This is a genomic window from Micromonospora sp. CPCC 205546 (genome assembly GCF_036902715.1).
GTDB lineage: Bacteria > Actinomycetota > Actinomycetes > Mycobacteriales > Micromonosporaceae > Micromonospora.
In genome coordinates this window covers 75,714-101,805 of record NZ_JBAKHL010000006.1, presented here as the reverse complement: position 1 = coordinate 101,805, position 26,092 = coordinate 75,714, and the positions used below count along the sequence as shown (strand labels likewise).

Annotated in this window: 24 protein-coding genes and 1 pseudogene; 13 read left to right on the top strand and 12 right to left on the bottom strand. The window is 74.6% G+C overall.

Annotated features, from left to right (window positions below; genetic code table 11):
* Nucleotides 1–11 precede the first annotated feature (11 nt).
* Nucleotides 12–452 (top strand): hypothetical protein, encoded by a 441-nt coding sequence (locus tag V6U77_RS05355; protein ID WP_334605039.1) that lies wholly within the window; start codon nt 12–14, stop codon nt 450–452.
* Between the two features lie 62 nt (nt 453–514).
* Here the strand turns inward: V6U77_RS05355 and V6U77_RS05350 are convergent, their stop codons facing one another.
* Nucleotides 515–802, bottom strand: coding sequence for a hypothetical protein (locus tag V6U77_RS05350; protein WP_231926050.1), 288 nt, complete (start codon nt 800–802; stop codon nt 515–517).
* A 242-nt stretch (nt 803–1,044) separates the two neighbouring features.
* On the opposite strand from V6U77_RS05350, the gene V6U77_RS05345 reads away from it, so the two are divergent.
* The 4 genes from V6U77_RS05345 (at nt 1,045) to V6U77_RS05330 (ending at nt 4,061) form a co-directional block, all read left to right on the top strand.
* Nucleotides 1,045–1,425 carry a YciI family protein gene (locus tag V6U77_RS05345; protein ID WP_334605038.1) on the top strand — a complete coding sequence of 127 codons (381 nt, stop codon included), beginning with the start codon at nt 1,045–1,047 and terminating at the stop codon, nt 1,423–1,425.
* A gap of 5 nt (nt 1,426–1,430) precedes the next feature.
* Entirely contained in the window at nt 1,431–1,817 is a 387-nt protein-coding gene (locus tag V6U77_RS05340; protein ID WP_442934375.1) for a YciI family protein, read from the top strand.
* Nucleotides 1,814–3,058 (top strand): RNA polymerase sigma factor, encoded by a 1,245-nt coding sequence (locus V6U77_RS05335; RefSeq protein ID WP_334605037.1) that lies wholly within the window; start codon nt 1,814–1,816, stop codon nt 3,056–3,058. Before V6U77_RS05340 ends, V6U77_RS05335 begins: the two co-directional genes overlap by 4 nt.
* 127 nt (nt 3,059–3,185) lie before the next feature.
* Entirely contained in the window at nt 3,186–4,061 is an 876-nt protein-coding gene (locus V6U77_RS05330) for an alpha/beta fold hydrolase (RefSeq protein ID WP_334605036.1), read from the top strand.
* Between the two features lie 94 nt (nt 4,062–4,155).
* On the opposite strand, the gene V6U77_RS05325 is transcribed toward V6U77_RS05330, so the two are convergent.
* Nucleotides 4,156–5,709 carry an NAD(P)/FAD-dependent oxidoreductase gene (locus V6U77_RS05325; RefSeq protein WP_334605035.1) on the bottom strand — a complete coding sequence of 518 codons (1,554 nt, stop codon included), beginning with the start codon at nt 5,707–5,709 and terminating at the stop codon, nt 4,156–4,158.
* A 258-nt stretch (nt 5,710–5,967) separates the two neighbouring features.
* Between V6U77_RS05325 and V6U77_RS05320 the strand changes: the two genes are divergently transcribed.
* Nucleotides 5,968–7,218, top strand: coding sequence for a hypothetical protein (locus V6U77_RS05320; protein WP_334605034.1), 1,251 nt, complete (start codon nt 5,968–5,970; stop codon nt 7,216–7,218).
* A 6-nt stretch (nt 7,219–7,224) separates the two neighbouring features.
* Here V6U77_RS05320 and V6U77_RS05315 read toward each other — a convergent pair whose 3' ends face one another.
* A complete protein-coding gene (locus V6U77_RS05315; RefSeq protein ID WP_334605033.1) occupies nt 7,225–8,457 on the bottom strand; it encodes an MAB_1171c family putative transporter in 1,233 nt (410 codons plus the stop codon).
* Between the two features lie 13 nt (nt 8,458–8,470).
* Complete coding sequence (locus tag V6U77_RS05310) at nt 8,471–8,983, bottom strand: ImmA/IrrE family metallo-endopeptidase (protein WP_334605032.1); 513 nt, start codon at nt 8,981–8,983, stop codon at nt 8,471–8,473.
* Between the two features lie 416 nt (nt 8,984–9,399).
* On the opposite strand from V6U77_RS05310, the gene V6U77_RS05305 reads away from it, so the two are divergent.
* Nucleotides 9,400–9,915, top strand: coding sequence for a phosphoesterase PA-phosphatase (locus V6U77_RS05305; RefSeq protein ID WP_334605149.1), 516 nt, complete (start codon nt 9,400–9,402; stop codon nt 9,913–9,915).
* Between the two features lie 18 nt (nt 9,916–9,933).
* On the opposite strand, the gene V6U77_RS05300 is transcribed toward V6U77_RS05305, so the two are convergent.
* Together V6U77_RS05300 and V6U77_RS05295 are read right to left on the bottom strand one after the other, a co-directional pair.
* The gene (locus tag V6U77_RS05300; RefSeq protein ID WP_334605031.1) at nt 9,934–10,338 is read right to left on the bottom strand and encodes a helix-turn-helix domain-containing protein; all 405 of its coding nucleotides are present in this window, start codon (nt 10,336–10,338) and stop codon (nt 9,934–9,936) included.
* Between the two features lie 419 nt (nt 10,339–10,757).
* Complete coding sequence (locus tag V6U77_RS05295; protein ID WP_334605030.1) at nt 10,758–11,822, bottom strand: LacI family DNA-binding transcriptional regulator; 1,065 nt, start codon at nt 11,820–11,822, stop codon at nt 10,758–10,760.
* A 285-nt stretch (nt 11,823–12,107) separates the two neighbouring features.
* Here V6U77_RS05295 and V6U77_RS05290 point away from each other — a divergent pair, with 285 nt between their 5' ends.
* The 5 genes and pseudogenes from V6U77_RS05290 (at nt 12,108) to V6U77_RS05270 (ending at nt 18,583) form a co-directional block, all read left to right on the top strand.
* Complete coding sequence (locus V6U77_RS05290; RefSeq protein WP_334605029.1) at nt 12,108–13,259, top strand: Gfo/Idh/MocA family protein; 1,152 nt, start codon at nt 12,108–12,110, stop codon at nt 13,257–13,259.
* Nucleotides 13,260–13,375: 116 nt separating this feature from the next.
* Nucleotides 13,376–14,530, top strand: a complete 1,155-nt coding sequence (locus V6U77_RS05285) for a dihydrodipicolinate synthase family protein (protein ID WP_334605028.1) — start codon at nt 13,376–13,378, stop codon at nt 14,528–14,530.
* Between the two features lie 62 nt (nt 14,531–14,592).
* Nucleotides 14,593–15,387: pseudogene (locus tag V6U77_RS05280) on the top strand (sugar phosphate isomerase/epimerase family protein); the annotation flags it as partial.
* A 671-nt stretch (nt 15,388–16,058) separates the two neighbouring features.
* Nucleotides 16,059–17,444: an FAD-binding oxidoreductase gene (locus tag V6U77_RS05275; protein WP_334605027.1), complete on the top strand. Its 1,386-nt coding sequence runs from the start codon at nt 16,059–16,061 to the stop codon at nt 17,442–17,444.
* On the top strand, nt 17,441–18,583 hold the full coding sequence (locus V6U77_RS05270) for a (Fe-S)-binding protein (RefSeq protein ID WP_334605026.1): 1,143 nt from the start codon (nt 17,441–17,443) through the stop codon (nt 18,581–18,583). Before V6U77_RS05275 ends, V6U77_RS05270 begins: the two co-directional genes overlap by 4 nt.
* 22 nt (nt 18,584–18,605) lie before the next feature.
* Here V6U77_RS05270 and V6U77_RS05265 read toward each other — a convergent pair whose 3' ends face one another.
* The 3 genes from V6U77_RS05265 to V6U77_RS05255 are packed head-to-tail and all read right to left on the bottom strand — an operon-like array spanning nt 18,606 to nt 22,071.
* Complete coding sequence (locus tag V6U77_RS05265) at nt 18,606–20,873, bottom strand: ABC transporter permease (RefSeq protein ID WP_334605025.1); 2,268 nt, start codon at nt 20,871–20,873, stop codon at nt 18,606–18,608.
* Entirely contained in the window at nt 20,870–21,550 is a 681-nt protein-coding gene (locus V6U77_RS05260) for an ABC transporter ATP-binding protein (protein WP_334605024.1), read from the bottom strand. The genes V6U77_RS05265 and V6U77_RS05260 overlap by 4 nt, the downstream gene beginning before the upstream one ends.
* Complete coding sequence (locus tag V6U77_RS05255; RefSeq protein ID WP_334605023.1) at nt 21,547–22,071, bottom strand: PadR family transcriptional regulator; 525 nt, start codon at nt 22,069–22,071, stop codon at nt 21,547–21,549. Before V6U77_RS05255 ends, V6U77_RS05260 begins: the two co-directional genes overlap by 4 nt.
* 82 nt (nt 22,072–22,153) lie before the next feature.
* On the opposite strand from V6U77_RS05255, the gene V6U77_RS05250 reads away from it, so the two are divergent.
* On the top strand, nt 22,154–22,729 hold the full coding sequence (locus tag V6U77_RS05250) for a GNAT family N-acetyltransferase (RefSeq protein WP_334605022.1): 576 nt from the start codon (nt 22,154–22,156) through the stop codon (nt 22,727–22,729).
* Here the strand turns inward: V6U77_RS05250 and V6U77_RS05245 are convergent.
* The 3 genes from V6U77_RS05245 to V6U77_RS05235 form a co-directional block, all read right to left on the bottom strand.
* Nucleotides 22,700–23,323 carry an ATP-dependent endonuclease gene (locus tag V6U77_RS05245; protein ID WP_334605021.1) on the bottom strand — a complete coding sequence of 208 codons (624 nt, stop codon included), beginning with the start codon at nt 23,321–23,323 and terminating at the stop codon, nt 22,700–22,702. The two genes, V6U77_RS05250 and V6U77_RS05245, sit on opposite strands and share 30 nt — an antisense overlap.
* A gap of 223 nt (nt 23,324–23,546) precedes the next feature.
* Nucleotides 23,547–25,058 carry a chitinase gene (locus V6U77_RS05240; protein ID WP_442934377.1) on the bottom strand — a complete coding sequence of 504 codons (1,512 nt, stop codon included), beginning with the start codon at nt 25,056–25,058 and terminating at the stop codon, nt 23,547–23,549.
* Nucleotides 25,059–25,288: 230 nt separating this feature from the next.
* Entirely contained in the window at nt 25,289–26,074 is a 786-nt protein-coding gene (locus V6U77_RS05235; protein ID WP_334605019.1) for an RNA ligase family protein, read from the bottom strand.
* Between the last annotated feature and the right edge of the window lie 18 nt (nt 26,075–26,092).

Genomic DNA, 26,092 nt, shown 5'->3' with positions numbered 1-26,092 from the left:
AGTTTGCCTGGATGAGTCTCCTCGATGACGTCGCGAGCCGTGACAGTTGGCGATGCTGGGTGTGCGACGAGCCGGTCGACCCCGACATGTCGGTGAACGACCCGCGTGGTCCCAGCGTCGACAGCCGTACCGCCGACAGGAAGGCCAAGGTCGCCGAGCGACTCGCGCACCGTGCCTGCAACACCCGCAAGGGCGCTGTCAAGGTGGTCATCGCCTGGCCGGACCACCTGCACGTGGTGGAGCCCGCGCCACTGATCACCGTCGCCGAGCGACTCGAACGCAAGGGCGGCCGCGAACTGGTCGCCCGCTGCCCGAGCAGGAAGGACGCCCAGGCGGCGGCGGACTGGCTGGTCGACCGGTTCTCCCGGCTGGTGCCCGGCCTGCCGGTGACCGCGAGCGTCGACGCGGGCGGCGGACAGTTTCTCGTCGCCCTGGCCGCCGGCCGCCGCTGACCGGTGGCCCTGGTCGGCGGACCGTCGCCGGCCAGGGTCCATCCGTGGCGATCAGTCCCTGGTCAGAAGGGGGGTGCGTCCTCGCCCATCAACGCCAGCACGACGCCTCCCTTCCCACTCTTGAGGCCCTGGACCACGACCTTGCCGGTGCTGCCGTCGGGCAACTCCAACGTGAAGGTCTTCCCGACCGCGTTCTTGGGGCCGTTACCGGCGCTGTTGGCGGGTCGGAAGTCGCCCGCCCACGGCGGGGTCCCACCCCTGCGGGCGGGCTCGGCGAAGAGGGCGGCGGTGCCGGGGGTCCGGGTGCCGTCGGAGGAGAGGAGCACTGAGGCGCTGCGATAGGTAGCCATATGCGGCAAGGCTATCCCGTACCGCGCCCGTTCGCGCCACCACAACCGCCGGGTAACGCGAACGGCTTCGAAACGGCCGTGGCGGGTTCCCACCCCTCGTGCCGTCTCCCGGACCTCGATTTCTCCGACGATGGTGTCGTATCGGGGCGTGGCCGTTCGTGGAACCAGTGTGCGGCGGTCGGCTGGGCGTCGGACACGAGGCGTCGGGCAAGGCCCCCGTCCGGGGGCTGAGAGGAGACGACATGACGGAATACCTGATCACCTTCAACGACGAGTGGGTGCCACCACACACGGCGGAGGAGATTCGCGAGAAGGGCAGGGCCGGCCGGGCCGTGATCGCGGACATGCAGGCCGAGGGTGTCCTGATCTTCAGCAACGGCGGACTCGACCGGTCCACCGCGGTGTGCAGCGTCGAAGCGGTCGACGGCAAGGCCGTCTTCACCGACGGCCCGTACGTCGAGACCAAGGAGCACCTCGGCGGCTTCGCCGTCGTGGACGTGCCCGACGACGAGGCGGCGCGATACTGGGCCGGCAGGCTCGCGACCGCGCTCGACTGGCCGCAGGAGGTGCACCGGTTCCGAGGTCCGGGGGAGGCCCGGCGTAACGGCTCCGGGGAGAGGTGAGCGCGGTGCCCAGATACCTGCTGTCCGTCTACGGACCGGCCGAGCACACCGAGTTCGGCGCCTACCCCTCCCGGGAGGCCATGCTGCGGGCGTTCGCCGACACCGGCGCCTTCAACGAGAGGCTCCGGCGGGACGGTCACCTCGTCTTCGCCGACGGCCTGGAGCCCGCGACGACCGCCACCACCGTCGACGGGCAGGGCGGGAGGCCGGTTCTCACCGACGGGCCCTACCTGGAGACGAAGGAGCACCTCGGGGGCTTCTGGGTCATCGAGGCGGCCGACCTCGACGTGGCCCTGGCGCTCGCCGCCGAGGGATCGAGGGCGTGCCGCGGCACGGTCGAGGTGCGTCCCTTCCGGGCCGAGGAGTCCGTCCGAGCGCTGCTGGCGCCGTGACCGGTCCCACCGTCGAGCAGGCGATCACCCGTGTCCACCACGAGGAGTGGGCGCGGGTGGTCGCCGGCCTCGCGCGCCGTTTCGGCGACCTCGACGTCGCCGAGGAAGCGACGGCCGAGGCGTTCGTGGCGGCTGCGGAACGGTGGCCGCGCGAGGGCGTCCCGTCCAGTCCCGGCGGTTGGCTCGTCACCACCGCGGCCCGCAAGGCGATCGACCGGCTCCGTCGCGAATCGCAGCGCGACGCCAGACACCAGGCGGCCCTGATGATGTACGACGACACCCCTGCCGAGCCGACCGGCCCGGTCGAGGACGACCGGCTCAGACTGATCTTCACCTGCTGCCACCCCGCGCTCGCGCTGGAGGCCCGGGTGGGGCTCACCCTGCGCCTGCTCGGCGGCCTCACCGTCCCCGAGATCGCCCGCGCCTTCCTGGTGCGGGAGACCACCATGGCGCAACGGATCACCCGCGCCAAGGCAAAGATCAAGGCGGCACACGTTCCCTACCGGGTGCCCTCCGCGGACGACATCCGCGAGCGGCTCGCCGGCGTGCTCGCGGTCGTCTACCTCGTCTTCAACGAGGGCTACCTCGCCAGCGAGGGGAACGACCCGGTGCGCGTCGACCTCACCGAGGAGGCGATCCGCCTCGGCCGCCTGCTGCGAACCCTCCTTCCGGACGACGGCGAGGTGGCTGGCCTGCTCGCCCTGATGCTCCTCACCGACGCCCGGCGGCCGGCGCGCGTGTCCCGCACGGGGGAGCTGGTGACCCTCGACGAGCAGGACCGCGGCGCGTGGGACCGCACCCTCATCGCCGAGGGCAACGCCCTGGTCCGCGAGCGGATCGAGGCGGTGGCGGCCGGCGGTGGCCCGCCCGGGCGCTACCAGTTGCAGGCCGCGATCAACGTGGTCCACACGGATGCCCCGTCCGCCCGGGACACCGACTGGTCCACCATCGTCGCCCTCTACGGCCGCCTGGTGCTGCTCGACCCCTCGCCGATCGTGCGGCTCAACCGGGCGGTCGCGGTCGCCGAGGTCGACGGCCCCGGGGTCGGGCTCGCCGAGGTCGACCGGCTCGCCGAGGTCCTCGACGGCTATCACGCCTTCCACGCCGCGCGCGCCGACCTGCTGCGGCGACTCGGGCGCGGCGGCGAGTCGCGGGCGGCGTACGACCGGGCCATCGGTCTCGCCGGCAACCCCGCGGAGCGCTCCTACCTCAGCCGCCGCCGCGACCAGCTCGCCGGCTGAGCGACACGCGGCCCGTGCGGCACCGTCTGCGGCAGATCCGGACGGGGGTGTCGAGGACGCCGGCGATCCCGGTCCGGGTCCGGCACGATGGGACGGTGGGCGAGCTACGCGGCTAGGAGGAGAGACGATGCAGGCCATCCAGAAGGTCCGCCATCGACAGGCCGACGTCGGCGGCCTGGAGGTGTTCTTCCGTGAGGCCGGGCGCCCGGGGCAGCCGACGGTGCTGCTGCTGCACGGATTCCCCAGCTCGTCGCACACCTTCCGCGAGGTCATGCCCACCCTGGCCGACGTCGCGTACGTGATCGCGCCCGATCTGCCCGGCTTCGGCATGTCCTCGTCGCCGACCGTCGACACCTACGACTACACGTTCGAGAACCTCTCCCGGACCGTCGAGAACCTGCTCGACCAGCTCGGGATCGAGCGCTTCTTCGTCTACCTGCACGACTTCGGCGCGCCGGTGGGATACCACCTGGCCACTCGCGCCCCGACCCGCATCCGCGGCCTGATCGTCCAGAGTGGCAACGCCCACGAGGACGGCCTCGGCGAGCAGTGGGACAGCGCCAGGGCCTACTGGGCCGACCCGACCGAGGAAAAGCGCGCCGAGCTGCCGGACTGGCTGAACTTCGCCGGCACCCGTGAGCAGTACCTGGCCGGGCTGCCCGAACACCTGCGCGCCCTGCACGCTCCCGAGTCGTGGCACCTCGACTGGGAGCGCATGAGCCGACCCGGCAACATCGACGCGCAGTTCGCGCTGTTCACCGACTACGCCAACCACGTCGCCCGCTTCGACGAGCTCGCCGAGTACCACCGCGCCCACCAGCCGCCGGCGCTCGTGCTGTGGGGGCGCCACGACCCGTACTTCGACGTCGACGAGGTCCTCGCCTACCACCGCGCCCTCGAGCGCATGGACGCGCACATCTACGACGGCGGGCACCTCCTGTCGGAGACGCACGCGGCTGAGTGCGCCGGGCTCATGCGGGCGTTCGTGCGCGACAACGCGTGAGCCGATCCGCCGCGGCACCGCTTCGGCCCGGATCTCGCGCACCGCGCCTCGCGGGGGATCCTGGCCGGTCGCCGCCCGGATCGTCTCCGGCGGCTCAGCCGAGGCGAACCTGGGCCGGGCGTTCGGGGCGGGTGGCGCCATCCAGCGTCGTGCCGACCGGGACGGCGGGCCGGGCCGGTACGACGGGCGCGTCCCGGCCGGTGCCCCGGTGGCCGTCCCCGTCGTGGCTCGACTCCTCGTGGTAGTCCTGCTCCACGTTGACCGACCACACGTCGTGCCGGGTGCCGCAGGCGATGTTCTCGGCGGTGAGCATCGCCGTCAGCATCGAGTGGTCCTGGTTGTTGTAGCGGTGCATGCCGTTGCGACCCACCGGGTGCACGTTGGGCACCTCGCGGGCCAACCAGTCCCGGATCACGTCGACGTTGCGCTGGTAGCGCTCGTCGTACACCGGGTACGCCTTCGGCATCCGCACCACGTGTCCGGCCTCGACCACTCCCGGCCGGACCAGGCCGAGCCGCTCCAGCTCGGCCGTCGCGGCGGCGACGAGTTCGGCGTCGGGCGTACGCCAGGTCTCGTCGTCCTCGAACACGAAGTACTCCATCCCGAGGCAGGTACGCCCGTCCTTGACCAGGTGCGGCGACCAGGAGCCGAAGTTCTGGATCCGGCCGACCTTCACCGCCGGGTCGTGCACGTAGATCCAGTTGTCCGGGAACGAGAACTCCTCCGGCACCACCAGCGCGACGGTCAGGAAGTCCCGGTACCGCAGGTCGGCGGCGGCGGCCAGCACCTCCGACGGGGCCGCCGGACGCAGCGCGGCGACCAGCTCGGAGATCGGCATCGAGGAGACGACGTGCGCGGCCGGCTCGGTGCGCCGTCCACCGGCCCCGTCGACGGTCACGGCGAACGCCCGGTGGCGTTCCGGGTCGCGGTGCACCGCGGTCACCCAGGTGCCGGTCTCCACCCGGCCGCCGCGCCGGCGGACCTCCTCGGCGCAGCGCTCCCACATCATGCCGGGGCCGAGCTTCGGGTACTGGAACTCCTCGATGAGGCTGGTCACGTCCTTGCGGTTGCGCCCGGGCAGCACCGCGTTGCGGACCGCCTTGGCCAACGACAGGTTCTTGATCCGCTGCGCGGCCCAGTCGGCCTGCAACCGGTCGGCCGGCATCCCCCAGACCTTCTCGGTGTACGTCTTGAAGAACATCGAGTACAGCCGCCAGCCGAAGCGGGCCGAGACCCAGCCCTCGAAGTGCGACTGGTCCTTCGGCGGGCGCAGCCGGGCCCGCGCGTACGAGCCCATGCACAGCGCGGCCTCCCGCACACCGAGGTTGCGCAGGGCATTCGTCGCGCTCAGCGGGTAGTCGAACAGGGCGCCCCGGTAGTAGATCCGGCTCATCCGGGGCCGCAGCAGGAAGTCCTCGTCGGGCAGGATCTCGTGCCAGAACTCCTCGACCCGGGTCACCTTGGTGAAGAACCGGTGCCCGCCGATGTCGAAGCGCCACCCGTCGCGCTCGACCGTGCGGCTGATGCCGCCCACCACCTCGTCGGCCTCGAACACGCGCACCGGGCTGTCCCGCCGCAGCAGCTCGTACGCCGCGGTCAGGCCCGCCGGCCCAGCGCCGATGACCACCGTGCCGCGCTCTTCGCCCATTCCGTCGCCCCCATGCTTCCGCCTCCGGAGGCGGCCCGCTTACCCGGGGAGGGCCGGAACTCACCCCGGATTCCCGTCCGTCCCGCCGGCCCGGCCGCCGGGCGGCGTTCCGGCCCCGCTGACGGCGGCGATCCGGCCGCCGGGCCGCCGTGCGGTTCCCGCGATGCCCCGTCGGCGGCGCGCGCGGTCGCGGCGACGTGTCAACGGGGCCGGAACGGGGATGTGGCACCGGGTCGGACGGCCGGATCGGGAGACGTGATGGACAGTGGGCGGGCCGTCTCGGACCGGTGGCGCGCGGTGTCCGGCCGGCTGGCCGGGCGTGGGCACGACCTGCGGCGGGCGGCGGCGCGGGCCTGCGGGCGGGTGCCGGCGCCCTGGCCGTACGTCGTCGCCGTCTTCCTCGGCACGAAGATCGTCCTCAGCGTCGTCGGGGTGCTCGCGCTGAGCGCCTTCGACGAGGTGCCCTGGGCGCCCCCGCCGGACGAGACGATGATGCGCGAGCAGCAGCGGGCCGTCTCCGGGCACCGCGCGGTCGCGCTCTGGTTCGCCTGGGACTCCTTCCTCTACGACCGGCTGGCCCGGCTCCCGCTCGACGAGCCGTGGCGCGACTTCGGCTTCCCCCTGCTCTATCCGTTCCTGGCCCGTCCGCTGGCCCCGCTGCTGGGCGGGGACACCGCGCTGGCGCTGCTGCTGGTGGCCAACGTCGCGTTCCTGCTGATGCTCTACTACGCCCATCGGCTGGGCGAACGGCTGCTCGGCGACGACGTCGGCGCCCGGCGCTTCGTCCGCTACCTGGTGCTGCTGCCGGCCGGGTTCCTGTTCCAGGCGGCGCTGACCGAGTCGCTGTTCCTCTGCCTCGCCCTCGCCGCCTTCCACTACGCCGAGCGGCGGCGCTGGCTGCTCGTGGGCGTCGTCGGCTTCTTCCTGGCGTTGAGTCGCTCGGTCGGGTTCTTCGTCGTGCTCCCGCTGGCCCTGGTGCTGCTGCGCCAGCACGGCTACCGGCTGGGCCCGCGCGCCTGGTGGGGGTACGTGCGCGCGGGCTGGCCGCTGGTGCTGCTGCCCGCCGGCTGGCTGACCTTCATGGCGTTCTGCCGGTGGCAGGGCGGCGACTGGTTCGCCTACAAGCACGCCCAGGAGACGGGCTGGGGCATCCGCGTGCAGAACCCGCTGGCGGTGCTGTGGCACGGCCTGACCGCCGGCCCGCCCCGCGACGCCCTGCGGCTGTGGATCGCCGTGCTGGTGCTGGTGGTGCTGCTCGCGGGTGCCCGCCGGCTCGGGCTGCCCTATCTCGTGTACGGGCTGACCATGGTCCTGGTGCCGCTGTCGATGGGTCCGCCGGTGTACAAGAGCCTGCTGCGCTACCTGATCGCCGTCTTCCCGGTCGGTCTCGTGCTGGCCCGCTGGGCTCGCCAGGCCGGCGCCGACGCCTGGCTGACCGCCGCCCTGGCCCTGCTCCAGGGCGCGCTCTTCGTCACCTGGCTCGCCTACTGGACCCACTTCATCATCTGAGCCCGCCTACGTCGCCTGCTCGCCTGCCGGGGCGTCGTGCGTACGGGCGGCGACCGCGCGCACCAGCTCCGCCGACAGCGCGGTCGAGATCAGCGCCAGCCGCCGCGCGTCGGCCTCCACGTCGGCGTGCGCGACGGCCACGCTCTGGGACTCCAGGGCCGGATCCACCTCGCGTACCGCCGTCCGGCCGGACTCGTGGCGCCGCAGCGCCACCAGGATCGCCGCGGCCTCGCCGGCGGCGGCCGCCCGCTCGCGGCTCCAGCCGGCCGCCACCGCCCGCTCCCGGGCCGCGTGGGCCACGGATCCGTCCGGGGGACCCAACGCCCGCAGGCCGTCGCCGATCTCGACGCAGCGGCGGTAGAGCCGTTCGCCCGGGCGCCACGCCCACCGGGAGTCGACCTCCGGCCGGAGCGGGGGGTGCAGGGCGATGGTCGGCACCGCCCGGTACAGCAGGTACCACAGCGCGTGCAGCTCGCGGTGCGTCGCGTTCCTGCGCGGCCAGGCCCGGACGCCGTCGGCCGCCTTCCGGACCGTCGCCAGCACGAAGCTCGCCCCGATCAGCGACACCGACATCGTGATCAGCGTCTGCGTCGCGACCGGCTCGGGCCACGGTGGCGCGACCCCGGCCAGCTTGAGGCAGATGAACAGGGCCTTGTGCGCGACGAACCCGGCCCCGAAGGCCGCACCGGCGCTCAGCAGCCGCATGCTGGCCCTCAGCCGGGCGCCCGCGTACCGCGCGTATCCGGCGGACACCCGCAGGATGTCCACGACCGTCACCCCGAGGCAGGTCAGGAACGCGAGCATGTAGACGCCGACCTCGGGCAGGCCCCCGTACCGCTCGGCGAAGTGCAGGGGTTCCGACTCGGCGAAGCCGGCGCGGGCGAACATCGCGATCATCACGGCGAAGGCGACGGCGAGAAACCCGAGTCGCCGCGCCATCAGCCGGCGTGCCCGGCCCGGATCGCCCAGATGCAGGAAGAGGAACTGGATCGCCGCCGCGGCGAGCAGCGCGGAGCCGTGCTCGACCAGCTTGGCGAGATTGGGCACGCCCGAGGCCCGGTCGATCAGGCTGTGCACCGGAGCCCACCCGGCGGTGACGGCGACGCCCATGCCCAGGCAGATCGCCGCGCTCGCCAGGATCCTGGGGTTCGCCGGATCACGGCGGAGGGCCCTCAGCTTGACCGCGAGCGCCACCGCGGCGACGAGCGCCGCGACGACATGACCGACCGTGACGAGCACGCGAATCTCCCGCCTAGTCCGTCAACGTCGCGGCGATGCGGTGCATGACGGCGGCGGTGGCGTCGCCCAGCTCGTCGAAGGCCTCGGCCCCGCCACCGCCCTCGAGCCGCGCGCCCAGGTACGTCGCCAGCAACTCCGCGTCGTGCTCCTGCTGCTCGTCGAACGTGGCGGTGGAGCGGGCGAGCACCGCCCGGGCGCCTGTCAGGTCACCCGTCCCCGCGGGCTGCCCCGACGTCACCGCCCGCGTGGTGTGCCCCAGCGCGATGTGCATCAGCTCGTGCAGGATCGTCTGGACCCGCAGCACCGGTGAGGCGTCGCGGCTGAAGAGGACGTAGTCGGTCTCGGATGTCGCCACCCACAGGCCGCAGGGCCCGGCCCGCCCGTCGACGGTCATCGCGGCCAACTGGATGTGACGGCCTCGCCGCGTCTCGAGCGCGGACACCAGTCCCCGCACCGTGAGCGGCGCCGGCAGGTCCACGTCGAGCCGGCGCAACAACCGCGGTATCCGACGCTGTCGGTGCCACATGGCCTGCCTTCACTCTCCCCGCCGGGCCGCCGGCCCGAGAGACCCCGTGTCGTGTCACCTGCCCCGCCGGCGTCCGGCTTCGGACGGTGGCTGGCGCTCGTGCCGACCGCGACGGCGCAGGTGCGGGCAGCATAGCCAAGCGCGACGGTCCTGTGACGCCCCGAGAGGCGCGGAGCGTGGGAGGCCCACCGGTGGGATCGGCGGCCGACACCTGCCCGCGTCCGTGTCACGTGGCGGCGGTCGCGCAGGTCCGGGCGGGTGCGGCCGGCGGACCCGGCGGCGGTGCGCCGGGCGCCCGGACGGCCGGCAGAATGTGCGGCGTGCACGACGTCACCGCCCGTCCCGCCGGCCGCGCCGGCGGGTTGCTCGCCCGCGCCGTCACCGAGGTCTTCGCCCCGGCGCTCCTGGCCGCGCTGATGCCCGTCGTCGTGGCTCTGCACAGCTCGTCGCCCGTCGGGGTGGGCCTCGCCTGGGCCCTGGTCGGTTCCCTGTTCTGTTCGATCATCCCCAACAGCCTGATCTGGTGGGGCGTCCGTCGGGGCCGGTTGACCGACCACCACATCAGGCGGCGGGAACAGCGCCGGCGGCCACTGGCGTACGGGCTGCTCTCCGTCCTCGTCGGGCTGGCCCTGATGATCGGCCTCGGCGCCCCCGGCCCCGTCGTCGCGATGGTCGTCGTCATGTTCGCGCTCGGACTGGCCGTGACCGTGGTGAACCTGGTGTGGAAGCTCAGCATCCACGCGGCAGTGGCGGCCGGCGCCGCCGCGGTGCTGGTGATCGAGTTCGGGCCGGCGCTCGTCGTGTCGGCGCCCGTGGTGGCGCTGGTCGGCTGGTCCCGGGTGCGCCTGCGCGACCACACCGTGGCTCAGGTGGTCGCCGGCACCGCCGTGGGGATCCTCATCGCGGTCCCCACGTTCCTCCTCGTGCGGTGACGCACGGGGCCGAAGCTCTCACGCCCTGCCCCGCCCCGTGTTCTTGTTGCGCGCCTCCAGCGCGGCGACCTGCTCGACGATCGCGCGCAGGCTGGCCCTCGGCGCTCCCGGCGGCATGCGGCGCGCCAGGACGGTGATGGTCTCCAGATCGTCGTCGCCCTCGCCCTCCGTGGCCACCGCGTCGAAGAAGTAGCCCGGCGGCACCCGGAAGAAGTTGGCCAGTTGCTGGATGGCCGACCGGGTGGGGTTGTCCCGCTCCCCGCTCAGCAGGTAGTTGACGTAGCTCGTCGACAGCCCCGTGGCCCGGGCCACCTCGTCGGGCGAGTAGGGCTTGTCGCTGCCGGGCCGCCGACGCGTCTCGAACAGGTGCCGCAGCCGGGCGGCGAAGGAAGTCGACCCGTCGGCCCTGCCGCCGTCGGCCATGGCCACCCCTCCTGATCCAAGCCGAGATCGCCCACCATAGTGGCCAGGTGGGGCAGCGTCGCCACAATGGTTGCGAGGCGTGGCGGACCGTGCTTGACTGATCACGCCGACCACTGTTGTGGCAGTGACACCGTAGCGGACAACCATTGTGTTTGACAGGCCTGCCCCGCACCGGCACGCGTCGAATCCGCGCCGGCCCGTCGGCGACGACCGCCAGTCGCGGCAGAGGGGGACGGAATCGGGGGATGCGCAAGCCGCTCACGGCGCGCGCCTCACCGCACGCCGAGAAGCAGCCGGCAGGGGGGCCGCAGCCGGCACGGCCGCGCGCATCCGGGGGGCCGTCACCCGCGCGACCTGGCGCCAGGTGGCCCCGGGCGGCCGTGCCCGGGGCCACCGACCACGGCTGTCCCGGTGGCCGTTCAGCCGGCGGACGCCCCGGATCCGGCCGCCCGGGGGCGGACCGGAGCGACCTCGGGGGCCGGGCCGGTGCTGTCCCGGCGCACCACCTCGGCGGGCAGCACCTCGACGCGGGGCGCCGCCGCCCCCGGATCGAGCGCCAGCGACATCGCGCGGGCGCCCATCTCGACCAGGGGCAGCCGGACGGTGGTCAGCGCCGGGGTGACATCCCGGGCGATCGGCATGTCGTCGAAGCCGATGACCGAGACCTGTCGGGGCACCGCCACCGACCGGGAGCGCAACAGCGCGAGCGCGCCGATGGCCATCGAGTCGTTGAGCGCGACGATGGCGGTCAGCCCGGGATCCGCGTCGAGCAGGGCGGCGGTGGCGGCGACACCCCCGTCGCGGTCGAACTCGGCGTGCCGGACGCGGTGCTCGGGCAGGCTCAGCCCGTGCGCGGCGAGCGACTCCCGCAGCCCGGTCAGCCGGTCGGTGGTGGTGGTGAGCACCGCCGGCCCGGCCACCACCCCGATCGCCCGGTGGCCGAGCTCGTACAGCTCCGCGCCGACCAGCCGGCCCCCGGCGCGGTTGTCCGGCATCACGGCGTCGCCCGAGTGCTCGTGCCGGCCGATGACCGCGACCCGCCCGCCGGTCGCCTCGTACGCGGCGAGCTTCTCGTTGAGCAGGCGGGTGAAGGTGGCGTCGTGGTAGCCCGACCCGGCCAGGATGATCGCGGCGACCTGCTGGCCGCGCAGCAGCTCGACGTACTCCAGTTCGCGGTCCGGGTCCCGGTAGCTGTTGCAGATCGTCAGCAGCCGGCCCTGGTCGGTGGCGACCCGTTGCAGGCCCCGGGTGATCTCGGCGAAGTACGGGTCGGAGACGTCGTGCACGATGACGCCCACCGCCACCCGGTGCGAGCGGGCCAGCAGCTGGGCGTGCGCGTTGGGGACGTACTGCAGCTCGGCGACGGCGCGTAGCACGCGCTCGCGGAGTTCCTCGGTGACGGGCTTGCTGCTGCCGTTGATCACCCGGGAGGCGGTCGCGGGCGAGACCCCCGCCCGCCGGGCCACGTCGGACAGGGTCGCCACTGCCGCCCCCTCGGTCGTTTCTCGACGGCCGCGCCCCGGTGCCGGCCATCCGTCACCGTACCGCAGAGAAAGCCCTTCCCCGGCCCGGCGTCCCGGTGGGCGACGCCCGCCGGACAACGGGTTCGGCCGCCCCTTGCCTGAGGTGGCAGGCGTTCCCTACGCTGCCCAGGAAAGCGCTTGCCTGAGAACTGTCGCCCGGGGGCCTCCCGGCGGCGGCGCAGGCGTGGAACAGGTCGCCGCCGGCCGCCGTCGAGGTCGGCGGCGCCCGCGGAGGGAAGGAACACCATGACCCGCAGGTCGATAGGCATCATCGTCAACGGCGTCACCGGCCGGATGGGCTACCGGCAGCACCTGGTGCGCTCCCTGCTCGCCATCCGCGAGCAGGGTGGCGTGCCCCTGGCCGACGGCACGTCGATCTGGCCGGAGCCCGTCCTGGTCGGGCGCAGCGAGACCAAGCTCCGCGAGATCGCCGAGCGGCACGGGCTGACCGACTGGACCACCGACCTGAGCGCGGCGCTGGCCCGCGACGACGTCGAGATCTACTTCGACGCCCAGGTCACCCAGCAGCGGGAGAAGGCGATCCGCCGGGCGCTGGAGGCCGGCAAGCACGTCTACACGGAGAAGCCGCTGGCCGAGGACACCGAGGGCGCCCTCGACCTGGCGCGGGCGGCGCGCGCCGCCGGCGTGCGTACGGGGGTGGTGCAGGACAAGCTCTTCCTGCCCGGGCTGCGCAAGCTCAAGCGGCTCATCGACGGCGGCTTCTTCGGCCGGATCCTGTCGGTGCGCGGCGAGTTCGGCTACTGGGTCTTCGAGGGCGACTGGCAGCCGGCCCAGCGCCCGTCCTGGAACTACCGCGCCGAGGACGGCGGCGGCATCGTCGTGGACATGTTCCCGCACTGGCAGTACGTGCTGGAGGAGCTCTTCGGCCGGGTGCGTACGGTCTCCTGCGTCACCGCCACCCACGTGCCGCAGCGGGTCGACGAGGCGGGCCGCACCTACCCGGCGACCGCCGACGACGCCGCGTACGGCATCTTCGAGCTCGACGGGGGTGTGGTCGCGCAGCTGAACTCCTCGTGGTGCGTGCGGGTGCACCGCGACGAGCTGGTCGAGTTCCAGGTCGACGGCACCGAGGGCAGCGCCGTGGCGGGCCTGCGCGACTGCCGGGTGCAGCACCGGGCGGTCACCCCGAAGCCGGTGTGGAACCCCGACCTGCCGGTCACCGAGCCCTTCCGGTCGCAGTGGACGGAGGTGCCGGACAACGAGGAGTTCGACAACGGCTTCAAGGTGCAGTGGGAGGCGTTCCTGCGGCACGTCGTGGCCAACGAGCCGTTCCCGTGGGACTTCCTGGCCGGCGCGCGCGGCGTGCAGCTCGCCGAGCTGGGCCTGCGCTCGGCGCGCGAGGGCGCCCGCCTGGACATCCCGGAGCTGGACCTGTGAGCGCGAGGAGTGAGCCGGGTCTGCGAGCCCCGCAGTCGCGAACGGAGGGTGAGCCTGTGAGCGCGAGGAGTGAGCCGGGTCTGCGAGCCCCGCAGTCGCGAACGAAAGGTGGACCCGTGAGCGCTGCCGAGGTGGTGCTGCCCGGTGGGCGGCGGTACCGACTGAGCGGGGGCGCCGGCTTCGCGCGCCCCGCCGGGCCGCCGGCCAGCCGGATCGCGTACGCCGCCGCGCACGTGGTGGCCGATCCGGCGGCCGAGAACGTCCCCGGCGCCCCGGCCGTGCTGGACTGGGACCGCACCCTGGCGTTCCGGCACCACCTGTGGTCGTACGGCTTCGGGGTGGCCGAGGCGATGGACACCGCGCAGCGCGGCATGGGCCTGGACTACCCGGCCACCCGCGAGCTGATCCGGCGCAGCGCCGCCGAGGCCCGCGCGGTCGGTGGGCGGATCGTCGCCGGCGTCGGCACGGACCAGCTCCCGCCCGGCCCGGCGACCCTGCCCGAGGTCACCCGCGCCTACCGCGAGCAGCTCGACGACGTGCGGGCCGCCGGGGCCCGCCCGGTGCTGATGTGCAGCCGCCACCTGGCCGCCGCCGCCCGCGGTCCGGAGGACTACCTGCGGGTGTACGACGACCTGCTGAGCGCCGCCGACGAGCCGGTGGTGCTGCACTGGCTCGGCCCGATGTTCGACCCGGCGCTCGCGGGCTACTGGGGGTCGACGGACCTCGACGAGGCCGCCGACGCCGTGGTCGGGTTGATCAAGGCCCACGACACCCGGGTGGACGGGATCAAGGTCTCCCTGCTGGACGCCGACCGCGAGGTGGCGCTGCGCCGCCGGCTGCCCGAAGGGGTGCGCCTCTACACGGGCGACGACTTCCACTACCCGGAGCTGATCCGGGGCGACGCGAGCGGCCACTCCGACGCGCTGCTCGGGGTGTTCGCCGCGATCGCGCCGGCCGCCGCCGCGGCGCTCGCCGCGCTGGACCGGGGGGAGTTCGAGGCGTACGACGCGATCTTCGCGCCGACCGTGCCCCTGGCCCGGCACATCTTCGCGGCTCCCACCTGGCACTACAAGACGGGCATCGTCTTCCTGGCCTGGCTGGCCGGGCACCAGGACCACTTCACGATGGTCGGCGGTGCGCAGTCCGGCCGCTCGCCGGCGCACCTGGCCACCCTGCTCACCCTCGCCGACGCCGCCGGTCTGCTGCCCGACGCGGACCTGGCCGCCGCCCGCGCCCGGGCGCTGTTCACCGTCGCGGGGGTGGACCAGTGAGCGCCGGTCCTGTGAGTCCCGAGGTCGGGGGTCGCCCGGTGAGCGGAGATGGCGCGCACGCCCTGCGGCGGTTCTCGTTCAACCAGGCCACGTCGCAGCACTGGGCGCTGCCCGAGGTGGTCGCCGGCTGCGTCGCCGCCGGCGTGCCGGGTATCGGGCTGTGGCGGGAGCCGGTCGCCGAACACGGGCTGGCCCGCGCCGCGAAGCTGGTCCGCGACGCCGGCCTCGAGGTCACGTCCCTGTGCCGGGGTGGCTTCTTCACCGCCGACGGGTGGCGGGAAGAGAACCTGCGGGCCATCGAGGAGGCCGCCACCCTCGGCACCTCCGTGCTGGTGCTGGTCTCGGGCGGTCTGCCGGCGGGCAGCCGGGACGTCGACGGCGCCCGCCACCGGGTCGCCGACGCGATCGCCGAGCTGGCCCCGCACGCCGCCGCGGCGGGGGTGACCCTGGCGATCGAGCCGCTGCACCCGATGTTCTGCGCCGACCGTTGCGTGGTGTCCACCCTGGGCCAGGCGCTCGACATCGCCGAGCGGTTCGACCCGGGCGTGGTCGGGGTGGTCGTCGACGCCTACCACGTTTGGTGGGACGACACGGTGTACGCGCAGATCGCCCGGGCGGGGGCGCGGATCGCCGCGTTCCAGGTGTGTGACTGGGTCACCCCGCTGCCCGAGGGGGTGCTGCTCGGCCGGGCCCTGCCGGGGGAGGGCTGCATCGAGCTGCGCCGGCTGCGGGAGGCCGTGGACGCGGCCGGCTACACCGGGCCGGTCGAGGTGGAGGTCTTCTCGGCCGAGGTGTGGGCCCGGCCGGGCCGGGAGGTCCTGGACGCGTCGGTCGACGGATACCTGCGCCACGTCTTGTGCCCACGCTCCCGGCCGCTCGGTGGGCCCGCCCGGCGCCTGGGCGAACGCCGGCCCGCCCGGATCGCGGCCGGCCGCGATCCGGGCGACGATGAGGGGGTGACCGACCGACGGGTGCACCTCGACGACCTCGGCGCGTGGCTCATCAAGGGCAACGCGGACCGGGTCGACCTGACCGGCCGCTTCGCCCGCGATCCGCGGGTGACGGGCTGGTGCGTACGCCCCGGCTACCGCACCCGGCTGATGCGCGCCGGCCAGCCGGTGGTCCTCTGGGCGAGCGGCAGCCGTGGCCGGCTCGCGTACGGCGTGTGGGGCGTGGGGTCGGTGGCCGGCGCCGCGGTGCCGGGGGAGCCGGGCGAGGCCTGGACGGTGCCGTTGGACCTGACGGTCCTCGACGAGTCGCACCGGATCCCCCGGGGGCTCTTCCGGGCCGACGCCCGGCTGGCCGGCGCGGAGGTGCTGCGGCAGCCGCAGGGGGCCAACCCGTCCTTTCTCACCGTGGCCGAGTTCGCCGCGCTGCGCGAGCGGCTGCCGCCGGGCTGACGGCCGGCCCCGCCGTCTTCACCCGGCCCGTCCGGCTCTCTATGATCGGTGGAAATTGTCGCCGGAACGCCGGTCCCAGGACGGCAAAAACCTGCGGGCGCGTGACGGCGCGCCGGGAAGGGGTGGGCATGGCGCTGTCCGCGACCGTCCTCGCCGAGCTGCGCGGCATCGTCGGCCCGTCGCACGTGCACGACGCGGCCGGCGACCTCGTCGCGTACGCGCGCGACGCCACGCCGCTGTTCTCGCACCGACCCGACGCGGTGGTCTTCCCGGCCGACACCGCCGAGGTGGCCGCGGTGCTGGCGCTCGCCACCCGGCACCGGGTGCCGGTGGTGCCGCGCGGCGCCGGCTCCAACCTGTGTGCCGCGACCGTGCCGCTGCGCGGCGGGATCGTGCTGGTGCTCACCCGCCTGGGGGCCATCCTGGAGGTCAGCGCCGACGAGCTGCTCGCCCGGGTGCAACCGGGCGTGACCAGCGCCGCCCTGGCCGACGCCGCCGCCGCGCGAGGGCTGCTCTGGGCGCCCGACCCGGGCAGCCGCACCGTCGCTACCGTGGGGGGCACCATCGCCACCTGCGCGGGCGGGCTGCGCGGCCTGAAGTACGGCGTGACCCGCAACTACGTGCTGGGGCTGGAGGCGGTGCTGCCCACCGGCGAGGTGATCCGCACCGGTGGCCGGCTCTGGAAGGACGTCGCCGGCTACGACCTGACCCGGCTGCTCACCGGATCCGAGGGCACCCTCGCCGTGATCACCGAGGCGACCGTGGCGCTGCTGCCCGCCCCGGCGTCGGCGAACACCGGGGTCGCGTACTTCCGGACGCTGGCCGACGCGGGGGAGGCGGTCGCCCGGGTGATCCGCGCCGGCGTGGTGCCGGCGACGCTGGAGTTCCTCGACCGGTCCTGCATCGCGGCCGTGGAGGACTTCGCCCACCTGGGGCTGCGCGCCGACGCCGGCGCCCTGCTGCTCTTCGGCGACGACGGCCCACCCGACCTGGTCGCCACCCACCTGGACCGCATCGGCGCGGCCTGCGTCGAGGCCGGCGCGGTGGAGGTCACCACCGCCCGCGAGGTCGCCCAGGCCGAGGCGCTGCTGGCGGCCCGCCGCTGCGCGCTGCCGGCGCTGTCGCGCCGCGGCGGGGTGACCATTCTGGAGGACGCGACGGTGCCCCGGCCACGGATCGCCGAGATGGTCGACCGCATCGACGCCATCGCCGCCCGGCACGACGTCGCCGTCGCGACCTTCGGGCACGCCGGCGACGGCAACCTGCACCCCACCTGCGTGCTCGACTCGGCCGAGGACCACGAGGCGGTACGCCGGGCCGAGGCGGCCTTCGCCGACGTCTTCGCCGCCGCCATCGAGCTCGGCGGCACGATCACCGGCGAGCACGGGGTGGGGGCGGCCAAACTGCCGTTCCTCGCCGCCCGCCTCGGCGAGGACCAGCTCGCCCTGCTGCGCCGGATCAAGACCGCCTTCGACCCGGCGGGCATCCTCAACCCCGGAAAGCTGGGCTCGTGACCGGCGACGTGTTCGACCCGGAGCAGTTGTCGCGCTGCATCTCCTGCGGGTTCTGCCTGCCGGCCTGCCCCACGTACGCCATGACCGGCGACGAGGCGTCCTCGCCGCGCGGGCGGATCACGCTGATGCGGGCGTTGCAGGACGGCACCCTGCCCCCGGACGACGACACCCTGGCCGAGCAGTCCTCGTTCTGCCTGGGCTGCCGGGCCTGCGAGCCGGTCTGTCCGGCCGGCGTGGAGTACGGCAGCCTGCTGGAGCAGTGGCGGGTGCACCAGTGGCGGGGCTGGCGGCGACCGCCGGTGGCCCGGGCGCTGATGCTGCTCGTCGAGCAGCGGTGGCTGCTGCGGCTGTCGGGCCTCGTCCGCCGTGCCGCCCGCGGTCGGGCCGCCATCCCGGCGCGGGCAGAGCCGCCCCCGGCCGCGGCGGCACCCGCTCCCGGCTCCGCCGCCCCCGATGGGCCTGGCCCGTGCGGGGCGCACCTGATGCTGGGCTGTGTCGAGCGGGGGCTCTACCCGGCGGTCAGCCGGGCGGCGCACGCGCTCGCGCCCGAGCTGGCGGTCCCCACCGCCCAGGGCTGCTGCGGCGCGCTGCACGCGCACAACGGCGACCTGGCCGGCGGCGAGCGGCTGGCGCGGCGGCTCGGCGACGACCTGCCCGGCACGATCGTCACCACCTCCGGCGGCTGCGCCGCGCACGTCGCCTCCGTGCTCGGCTCCGACCGGGTGCGCGAGCTGTCCACCTGGCTGGCCGACCGGCCCGCCGGAGCCGAACTGCGGGTGGCCGGCCGGCGTGCCCGGGTCGCGCTCCAGGACTCCTGCCACCTGCGCAACGGCCTCGGTGTCTTCGCCGAGCCCCGGGCACTGCTGCGCCAGGTCGCCGACCACGTGGAGCTGCCCTCGGCGGCCACCTGCTGCGGGGCGGCCGGCACGTACTCGCTGCTGCGGCCGAGGGAGTCGCGGCGGATCCTGGACGCGAAGCTCGACGAGATCGAGGCCGCCGGGGTGGACCTGGTGGTGGTGGTCAACCCCGGCTGCCTGCGGCAGTTGCGCACGGGGCTGCGCCGGCGCCGGTCGAGGGTGCGGGCCGTGCACCTGGCCGAGTTGCTCGCCCGCGTCGAGTCGCCGTCGGGACCGGTCTGAGCGCTCCGGGTCGCCGGCGGCCTCACTCGGTGCGGATGCCGTCCGGGCGGGTCAGCCGCCACAGCGCCGGCAGGCTGACCCCCGTGACCAGCAGCACGACCGCAGCCCCGAGGCCGGTGGAGATGCCCAGCGCCGGCCAGGCGACGGTGACCGGCGTCTGCACCATGCGCAGCAGCACCGCGCCGAGACCGAGCCCGAACACGACGGCCAGGGCGAGCCCGATCGCCACAGGTACGGCGTTCTGCCACAGCACCGACCAGCTCAGTGTGGAGCGGCGGGTGCCCACGGCGACCAGCATCGCCAGCAGCCGGCGGCGCTCCCGCAGCTGCTCGAGCACGCCGACCAGCATGCTGGCCGCGATCAGCAGCAGGGTGACCACCGCGCCGACGTAGAGGCCGCGCTGAATGTTGACGAACTGGTTGGCCTGCCGGGTCTCGTGCAGTGTGAGCACCGAGGCGTACGGGTCGACGCCGAGGGCGGCGTTGCGGACGTGCTCCACCGCGTCCGGCCGGTCGGGCGCGAGCCGCAGGTACGCCTCCGCGCCCAGCGGCCCCAGTCGGGCGGCGTCGACCGCGCCGGGAGTGACCAGCACGCCGCCCTGCCGGTAGCCGGACGGGGCGGCGCGCACCGGCGCCTCGCGGGCGGTGCGGGGGACCCGCCAGGTCACCCCGCCGACCGTGACCGTGCCGCCCGGCCGGACGCCGATGGACTGGCCATCCGGATCGTCGACCAGGAACACGTCGCCGTCGGCGCACCGGTCGAGCCCGGCGAACTCGGCCAGCGCCGCGCAGTCGCCGATCCGCAGCGTGGCGTGCCCCCCGCCCGCCACCGTGGCCATGGTGGTCAGGGTGGCGGTGCTGGCGGTGACCCCGGGCGCGTCGGCCAGCCGGCCCAGCGCAGCCGGCCCGTCCGGTCGCGGGAAGAACTGCACCTGCACCTGGGCCCGGGAGGTGTCCTGCCCGGTGTCGAAGGTGAACTGGCCGGCGACGCCGGCGAAGAGCATCTGCAGGCCGATGGTGCCCGCCACGGCGACGGCGACGCCGTTGACCAGTCGCGCCGAGGCGGCACTGTCGAGCTGGAGGCGGCGCACCGCGAGCTGCCAGGCGACCGGGCCACCGCGCAGCCGGCGTACCAGCAGGTCGGTCAGCCAGGGCAGCAGGGTGACCACGCCGACCAGCAGCAGCACGGCGCCGGCCGCGGTCTGCCGTTCGCCGCCCAGTGGCGCGATCCCGGCGGCGCCGGCCAGCAGCAGCCCGAGTCCGGCGGCCGGCAGCAGCAGCCGCCACACCAGCCGACGGCGCACCGGCGTGGCGCGCCGGGTCACCCCGAGCGGCTCGACCAGCACGGCGCGCATCGACACCAGCGTCACCACGACGGCGAGCGCCGGCACCGCCAGCACGACGGCGACCAGCAGCGGCAGCGGCGGGCGCACGTCCGCGGCGTACACGCTCAGGTCCATCAGGGTGACCAGCGGCACCGCCTGCCGGCCGAGTGCGAAGAGCAGGCCGCCGGCCGCGACGCCGAGCAACGCGCCGGCGGCGGCCTCCCCGGCGGCGATCCGGCGGACCATCGCGGCGTCGGCGCCGATCAGCCGCAGCGCGGCCAGCCGCCGGTCGCGCCGCTCACCGCCGAAGCGCACCGCCGCGCCTAGGAACACCGCGATGGGCAGCAGCAGGACCACGAAGATGACGACCACCAGCACCATCAGTGCGGGGCTGAAGGCCTCGCCGGGCAGTCCGCCGCCGAACGCGTCCAGCCGGGTGGCGTTGTCGGCGGCGAGGGTGTCGCTGCCCAGGTAGTAGGCCAGCTCGCGGGGGCCCGCCAGCCCCTCGTCGGCGATGACGCCGGTGACCGTGGCCCCGCCGAGGCGGGGGGCGAACAGCGCGCCGTCGGCGGAGCCGAGCAGGCTGCGCAGGGCGGGGGAGACCAGCACCTCGCCGGCGCGGGGCAGCGCGGCCACCCCGGGCGGGGTGGGCGCGGCGGGCCCCTCGGGCCGCAGCACCCGGCCGCGGACCGGCTGCCCCCGGAACTCGGTGTCGGTCTGGCGGATCAGCAGGGTGTTCGCGGCGGCCGGGATCGGCTCGCCCATCCGCAGGTCGTCGCGGGCGTCGCCGCGCGCCTGCCGGGCGTCCAGCGCGCCGGGCACCGCGGCGGCGAGCAGCAGCATCGCCACGCCCACCCCGACGCCGACCGCGGTGAGCACCGCCCGCAGCCAGCCGTCCCGGCCGCCGGTGAACGCCATCCGGGCCCCCATGACCAGGTCGGCCGCGCGGTCGCGCAGGGGCGTCACGCCACGACCTCCAGGTCCCGGGTGCGGCCGTCGCGCACCACGACCTCGCGATCGGAGTATGCAGCGACCCGCGCCTCGTGGGTCACCAGCACCACGGCAGCCCCGGTGTCCCGGGCGGCGGCCGTGAGCAGCCGCATGACCCGCTCGCCGTTGAGCGAGTCGAGGGCGCCGGTCGGCTCGTCGGCGAAGATCACCCGTGGCCGGGTGACCAGCGCCCGGGCGATTGCCACCCGCTGCCCCTGCCCGCCGGAGACCTCGCCGGGCCGCTTGCCGGCGACCTCGGCGACCTCCAGGCGCTCGAGCCACCCGGTGGCCCGCCGCTCCGCCTCCCGGCGGCCGACCCGGGCCAGCCGCAGCGGCAGCGCGACGTTCTCCAGGCAGGTCAGCTCCGGTACGAGCTGGCCGAACTGGAAGACGAAGCCGAACTCCTCCCGGCGCAGCGCGCTGCGCGCCGCGTCGCTGAGGGTGGCGAGGTCGCGGCCGGCGTAGCACACGCGGCCGGAATCCGGCCGGGTGATGCCGGCGAGGCAGTGCAGCAGGGTGGACTTGCCGGAGCCCGACGAGCCCATCAGGGCCAGCACCTCGCCGGGGTGCACGCGCAGGCTGGCGCCGGCGAGCGCCCGGGTCGGCCCGAACGAGCGGTGCAGGTCCTCCGCGACGATCAGCGGCGCGCTCACGACCGCACCGCCGCGGCGAGTTCGTCGAGGCGGGCGGCGGTCAGCTCCAGCCAGCGCAGGTCGGCCTCCAGGTGGAACAGGGCGTGGTCGCAGACCAACTGCTCGGCGAGGTCGCCGTCGCGCTTGCGGCGGGTCAGCTCGCGCATCATCCGCAGGTGCTCGGCGCGCTGCACGTCGAGCACGTCGGCGGCGGGCCGGCCGGTGAGCAGGGCCAGCACCACCTTGGTGTAGAGGGTGCTCTGCAGGTACGGCTCGGGTTTCTCGGCCCGGGCCAGCCACTGCGCGACGTCGGTGACGCCGGCCTCGGTGATCGCGTACCGCTTGCGCTCGGGGCCCTCGCCGGGCTCCACCGACTCCACCTCGACCAGGCCGCCGCGCAGCAGCCGGGACAGGGTGGCGTAGACCTGCCCGTACGCGAGCGGGCGGGCGTGACCGAAGCGCTCGTCGTAAAGGCGTTTGATGTCGTAGCCGTGGCGGGGGGTGGCCTCCAGGAGGCCGAGGAAGGTCTGTCCGATCGACATGCCGGCGACTATACACACCGAGTATACGCGAGGTGTATAGCGGTACATTGCCCGCTCAGCCGTCTGCATCGGGAGGTCCACCGTGTTCGCCCTGTCCCTGACCGAGGACGCCGAGCTGCGTCCCCTGGAGCCCTGGCGGGCCGAGGAGTTCCTCGCCCACCTCGACCGGGCCCGCGCACACATCGCGCCCTGGGTGTCGCCCTCGTTCATGGTCACCGACCAGTCCGGTGCCCGGGCCGTGCTTCAGCGCTACGCGGACCTGTGGGCGCGGGACGCCGGCGGGATCTGGGGCATCTGGCACCGGCGCGTGCTGGTCGGCGGGGTCATGTTCGTCTCGTTCGACACCGCGTCGGGCGTCTGTGAGGCGGGCTGCTGGCTGGAGCCCGCCGGCGAGGGCCACGGGCTGGTCACCCGGGCGGTCGGCCGGATCGTCGACTGGGCGGTACGCGAGCGCGGCATCCACCGGATCGAGTGGCGCACCAAGCCGGACAACGCCCGCAGCATCGCCACCGCCCGGCGGCTGGGCATGCGCCTCGACGGGACGCTGCGCGAGGTCTACCCGGGGCCGGCCGGGCGCATCGACATCGAGGTCTGGTCGGTGCTGGCGCCCGAGTGGCGCGGCGTGCGGTCAGACGCCGGCGAGCACCGCGTCGAGTGAGCGGGGCACCCGGTCCGGCGCCAGCGCCGCCACGAGCAGCCGCGCGTACGCGCTCTTGCGACCGGACCGGGTGCCGAGGAAGCGGCGCAGCTGCGCCTCGACGGCGCGCCCCCGCTGGGCCGGCTGCCGTTGGAAGAGGTCGAACGAGCGCAGCTCGCCCTCGGCGGCGAGCACCGCCCGCACCCCGGCGACGCCGACCGCGCGGATCAGCTCCTCCTCCAGGTCGGCCACGCAGACGTGGAACCCGAGGGCCGCCAGGTCGGCCACGCAGACGTGGAACCCGAGGGCCGCCAGGTCGGCCCGGGACAGGTCGGCGCCGAGCCCGCAGCGTTCCAGCCCGCGCCGGAAGAAGCCCTCCTCGGCCTCGTCGTAGAGGCCCGCCAGCCGCAGCCCGCGTCCCGCCGGACCGAGCTGGTCGAGGAAGTGGCCGATGTTCGTCGCGCCGCCCATGGCAACGACCCGTACGCCGTCGGCGTCGAGGTCCCGGCCGCGGCGCGCGGCGAGGGTCTCCAGGGCCACCCGGTCGCTCGCCCCCTCGACGAGCACCACCGCCCGCGCGTCGACTTCGGCCGCCAGTTCACGGATGCCCTCCACGTCCGCCCTCCCGCCCACGGACGTCGTGCCGCCCGGCCGCGCGGCGCGGCGGCGGTCCGGTCCCGTGTCCGCCACCGGATCGTGGGCCGGGCCGGACCGCCGGCGCAACCGGATTGCGGCGGCGTGGGCCGAAGCGAGGGTCTTGCCTCGACCCCGGTGGCCGGGTCGGCGTGACCCGTCCGGGCCGCCGTCCGGGCCGGGCGGCCCGGACGGCGGCCCGCGCTCAGGGCAGCGACCGCAGGAACGGGCCGTGGCTCAGGCGGAACTCCCAAGCGTAGAACCGGTCCCAGTTGATCGACCAGGCCATCAGGCCCCGGAAGGCGGGGTTGGTGCCGCTGCGCGGGGTGTACGGGCCGCAGCCCTGCCCCTTCACCAGGCAGGTCACCGCGGCCTGCACCCCGGCCGGAGCGAGGTAGCCGTTGCCGGCGCTGGGGGAGGAGGGCGCGCCGAAGGCCACCTGGTCCTCGCGCAGCGGCGGGAAGACGCGCTCGGGATTACCGGCGACGGGGAAGCCGGCGAGCAGCATGTCGGTCATCGCGATGTGGAAGTCCGCGCTGCCCATCGTGTGGTACTGGTTGTCCAGCCCCATGATCGGTCCGGAGTTGTAGTCCTGCACGTGCAGCACGGTGAGGTCGTCGCGCAGCGCGTGGATCACGGGCAGGTACGACCCGGCGCGCGGGTCCTGCCCGCCCCACGGGCCCGAGCCGTAGAACTGGTAGCCGAGCTGGACGAAGAACGTCTCCGGCGCCATGGTGAGCACGAAGCCCGCCCCGTACCGCTGCTTGAGGGTGCGGATCGCGGAGATCAGGTTGACGATCACGGGCGTGGTCGGGTTGCGGAAGTCGGTGTCGCCGGCGTCCAGGTAGAGCGAGTGCCCCTCGAAGTCGATGTCGAGCCCGTTCAGCCCGTACCGGTCGATGATGGCCGACACCGACCGGACGAAGGTGTCCCGGGCGGCGGTAGTGGTGAGCTGGACCTGGCCGTTCTGCCCGCCGATGGAGAGCAGCACCTTCTTGCCCTGCGCCTGCTTGGCGCGGATCGCCGCGACGAACTCGGCCTCGGTCTCGACGCCGGGGCACTCGCTGGCCGGGCAAAGCTGGAACCGGATGTCGCCGGAGGTGACCGTGGTGGGCTCGCCGAAGGCGAGGTTGACGATGTCCCAGTCGGCGGGCACGTCGGCCATCCGCAGGTAGCCCGAGCCGTTGGCGAAGCTGGCGTGCAGGTAGCCGATCAGCGCGTGCCGGGGCAGCCCGCCGGGCGGCGGAGTGGTGGGCGGCGGTGTGGTGGGCGGCGGTGCCGTGGTGGGTGGAGCGCTGGTCGGCGGCGCGGTGGTCGGCGGGCTGGTGGGCGTGCCGCCGGAGCACGGCGCGCCGTTGAGGGTGCAGTCGGTGGGGGTGCCGGAGCCGGTGGCCAGGAAGCCGAACGACACCGAGGCGCCGGGGGCCACGGTGCCGTTCCACGAGCGGTTGGTGAAGGTGTGCCGCTGGCCGACGCTGCTCACCGTGGCGTCCCAGTAGGAGCCGAGCGTGGTGCCCGCGGGCAGGGTGAAGGCGACCTGCCAGCCGGTGATGGTGCTCGGGCCGCCGTTGGTGACGGTGTAGCGCCCCTCCCATCCGGTGCCCCAGTCGGCGGTCCTGACGAAGGTGGCGGTCGGGCCGGCGGCGCGGGCCGGCGCCGCCAGGGTCAGCGTGGTGGCGGTGACAGTGGCGAGGGCCGCCACGGCGGCCAGCAACAGGTTTCGGGCAGGGCGACGCATCCGGACCTCCCGGGTACGAGGGCCGTCGGATCGACGGATGCACAATTATTAGGATTGTTAACTGTAATTGTCCAGGTGTGCGGGCCGGACATCCCCGCGCGCCTCGGCGCTCGCCCGCGCCGGATCGCCGTGCGGCCCCCGTCCGTCGTCGGCCGTCGCCTCCCCGCCGGTACGGCGGCGCGCCGGTCGGGCGCGCCGCCGTACCCTGGTCAGCGCCGGCCCGCGCGGCGCCGCACCGTGCGCTCGTAGTCCTGGAACCGCGCCTTGGCGATCGCCGAGCGGTCCGCCGCGCGGAGCACCAGCCCCTCCGAGCGGCCGGCCGGTCCGTCCAGGGCCACCAGGGTCCGGGGCAGGTGACTGGTCAGGAACGCGTGCGTCCCGTCGATGTCGCGGGGCAGGTCCCCGGCGGGGACGGTGGCCAGCCGGGGCACGGTCGGCAGGCCCAGCGCGTCGGCCCGCCCCACGAGCTCCGCCTCGCCGAGGAAGCGCTGGCCGCCGCCGTCGCGCCAGGCCGAGATCCGCGGGGCCGGCCAGTCGAGCATCGGCGCGGGGTCGTCCAGCACGGCCACGTCGAAGAGCCGGTGCCCGACCCGGCGCTCGGCGGTGTAGTGCCGGGAGGCGGCGGTGACCTTGCCGCCGTACACCTCCAGGTAGTAGACCGTGACCCGGTCGTCGGCGGCCGTGCCGGTCAGCCGCTCGGCCACGTCGCGCAGGGCGTCGACGATCCCGAGCGCGGGGTTGCCAATCAGGTCGCCCCGCGCGTACAGCAGCTCCTCGCGGCTGCCGATCAGGTACGCGCCGCCGGGCAGCACGACGATCCGGGCGTTCGTCCCGTCGATCTTCTCGGTGAGGGTGACCGGCCCGGTGAACGCCACGCACTCCGTCAGCAGCCCGCCGTCGCGGGGGTCCAGGGCGTGGTAGGTGGGGATCGACGGGTACTTGGTCAGCGAGTTGATCGTCCGCAGGTCGACCGTTCGGACGTCGAGGCGGGACACGGCAGCTCCTTCACGTGG

Bases quoted from the DNA above. Each gene is read 5' to 3' on its own strand.
- V6U77_RS05255 (WP_334605023.1), bottom strand. From the start codon at position 22,071: ATGTCGATCGGACAGACCTTCCTCGGCCTCCTGGAGGCCACCCCCCGC.
- V6U77_RS05275 (WP_334605027.1), top strand. From the start codon at position 16,059: ATGGCGCTGTCCGCGACCGTCCTCGCCGAGCTGCGCGGCATCGTCGGC.
- V6U77_RS05350 (WP_231926050.1), bottom strand. From the start codon at position 802: ATGGCTACCTATCGCAGCGCCTCAGTGCTCCTCTCCTCCGACGGCACC.
- V6U77_RS05325 (WP_334605035.1), bottom strand. From the start codon at position 5,709: ATGGGCGAAGAGCGCGGCACGGTGGTCATCGGCGCTGGGCCGGCGGGC.
- V6U77_RS05330 (WP_334605036.1), top strand. From the start codon at position 3,186: ATGCAGGCCATCCAGAAGGTCCGCCATCGACAGGCCGACGTCGGCGGC.
- V6U77_RS05355 (WP_334605039.1), top strand. From the start codon at position 12: ATGAGTCTCCTCGATGACGTCGCGAGCCGTGACAGTTGGCGATGCTGG.
- V6U77_RS05345 (WP_334605038.1), top strand. From the start codon at position 1,045: ATGACGGAATACCTGATCACCTTCAACGACGAGTGGGTGCCACCACAC.
- V6U77_RS05290 (WP_334605029.1), top strand. From the start codon at position 12,108: ATGACCCGCAGGTCGATAGGCATCATCGTCAACGGCGTCACCGGCCGG.
- V6U77_RS05300 (WP_334605031.1), bottom strand. From the start codon at position 10,338: ATGGCCGACGGCGGCAGGGCCGACGGGTCGACTTCCTTCGCCGCCCGG.
- V6U77_RS05320 (WP_334605034.1), top strand. From the start codon at position 5,968: ATGGACAGTGGGCGGGCCGTCTCGGACCGGTGGCGCGCGGTGTCCGGC.
- V6U77_RS05310 (WP_334605032.1), bottom strand. From the start codon at position 8,983: ATGTGGCACCGACAGCGTCGGATACCGCGGTTGTTGCGCCGGCTCGAC.
- V6U77_RS05305 (WP_334605149.1), top strand. From the start codon at position 9,400: ATGCCCGTCGTCGTGGCTCTGCACAGCTCGTCGCCCGTCGGGGTGGGC.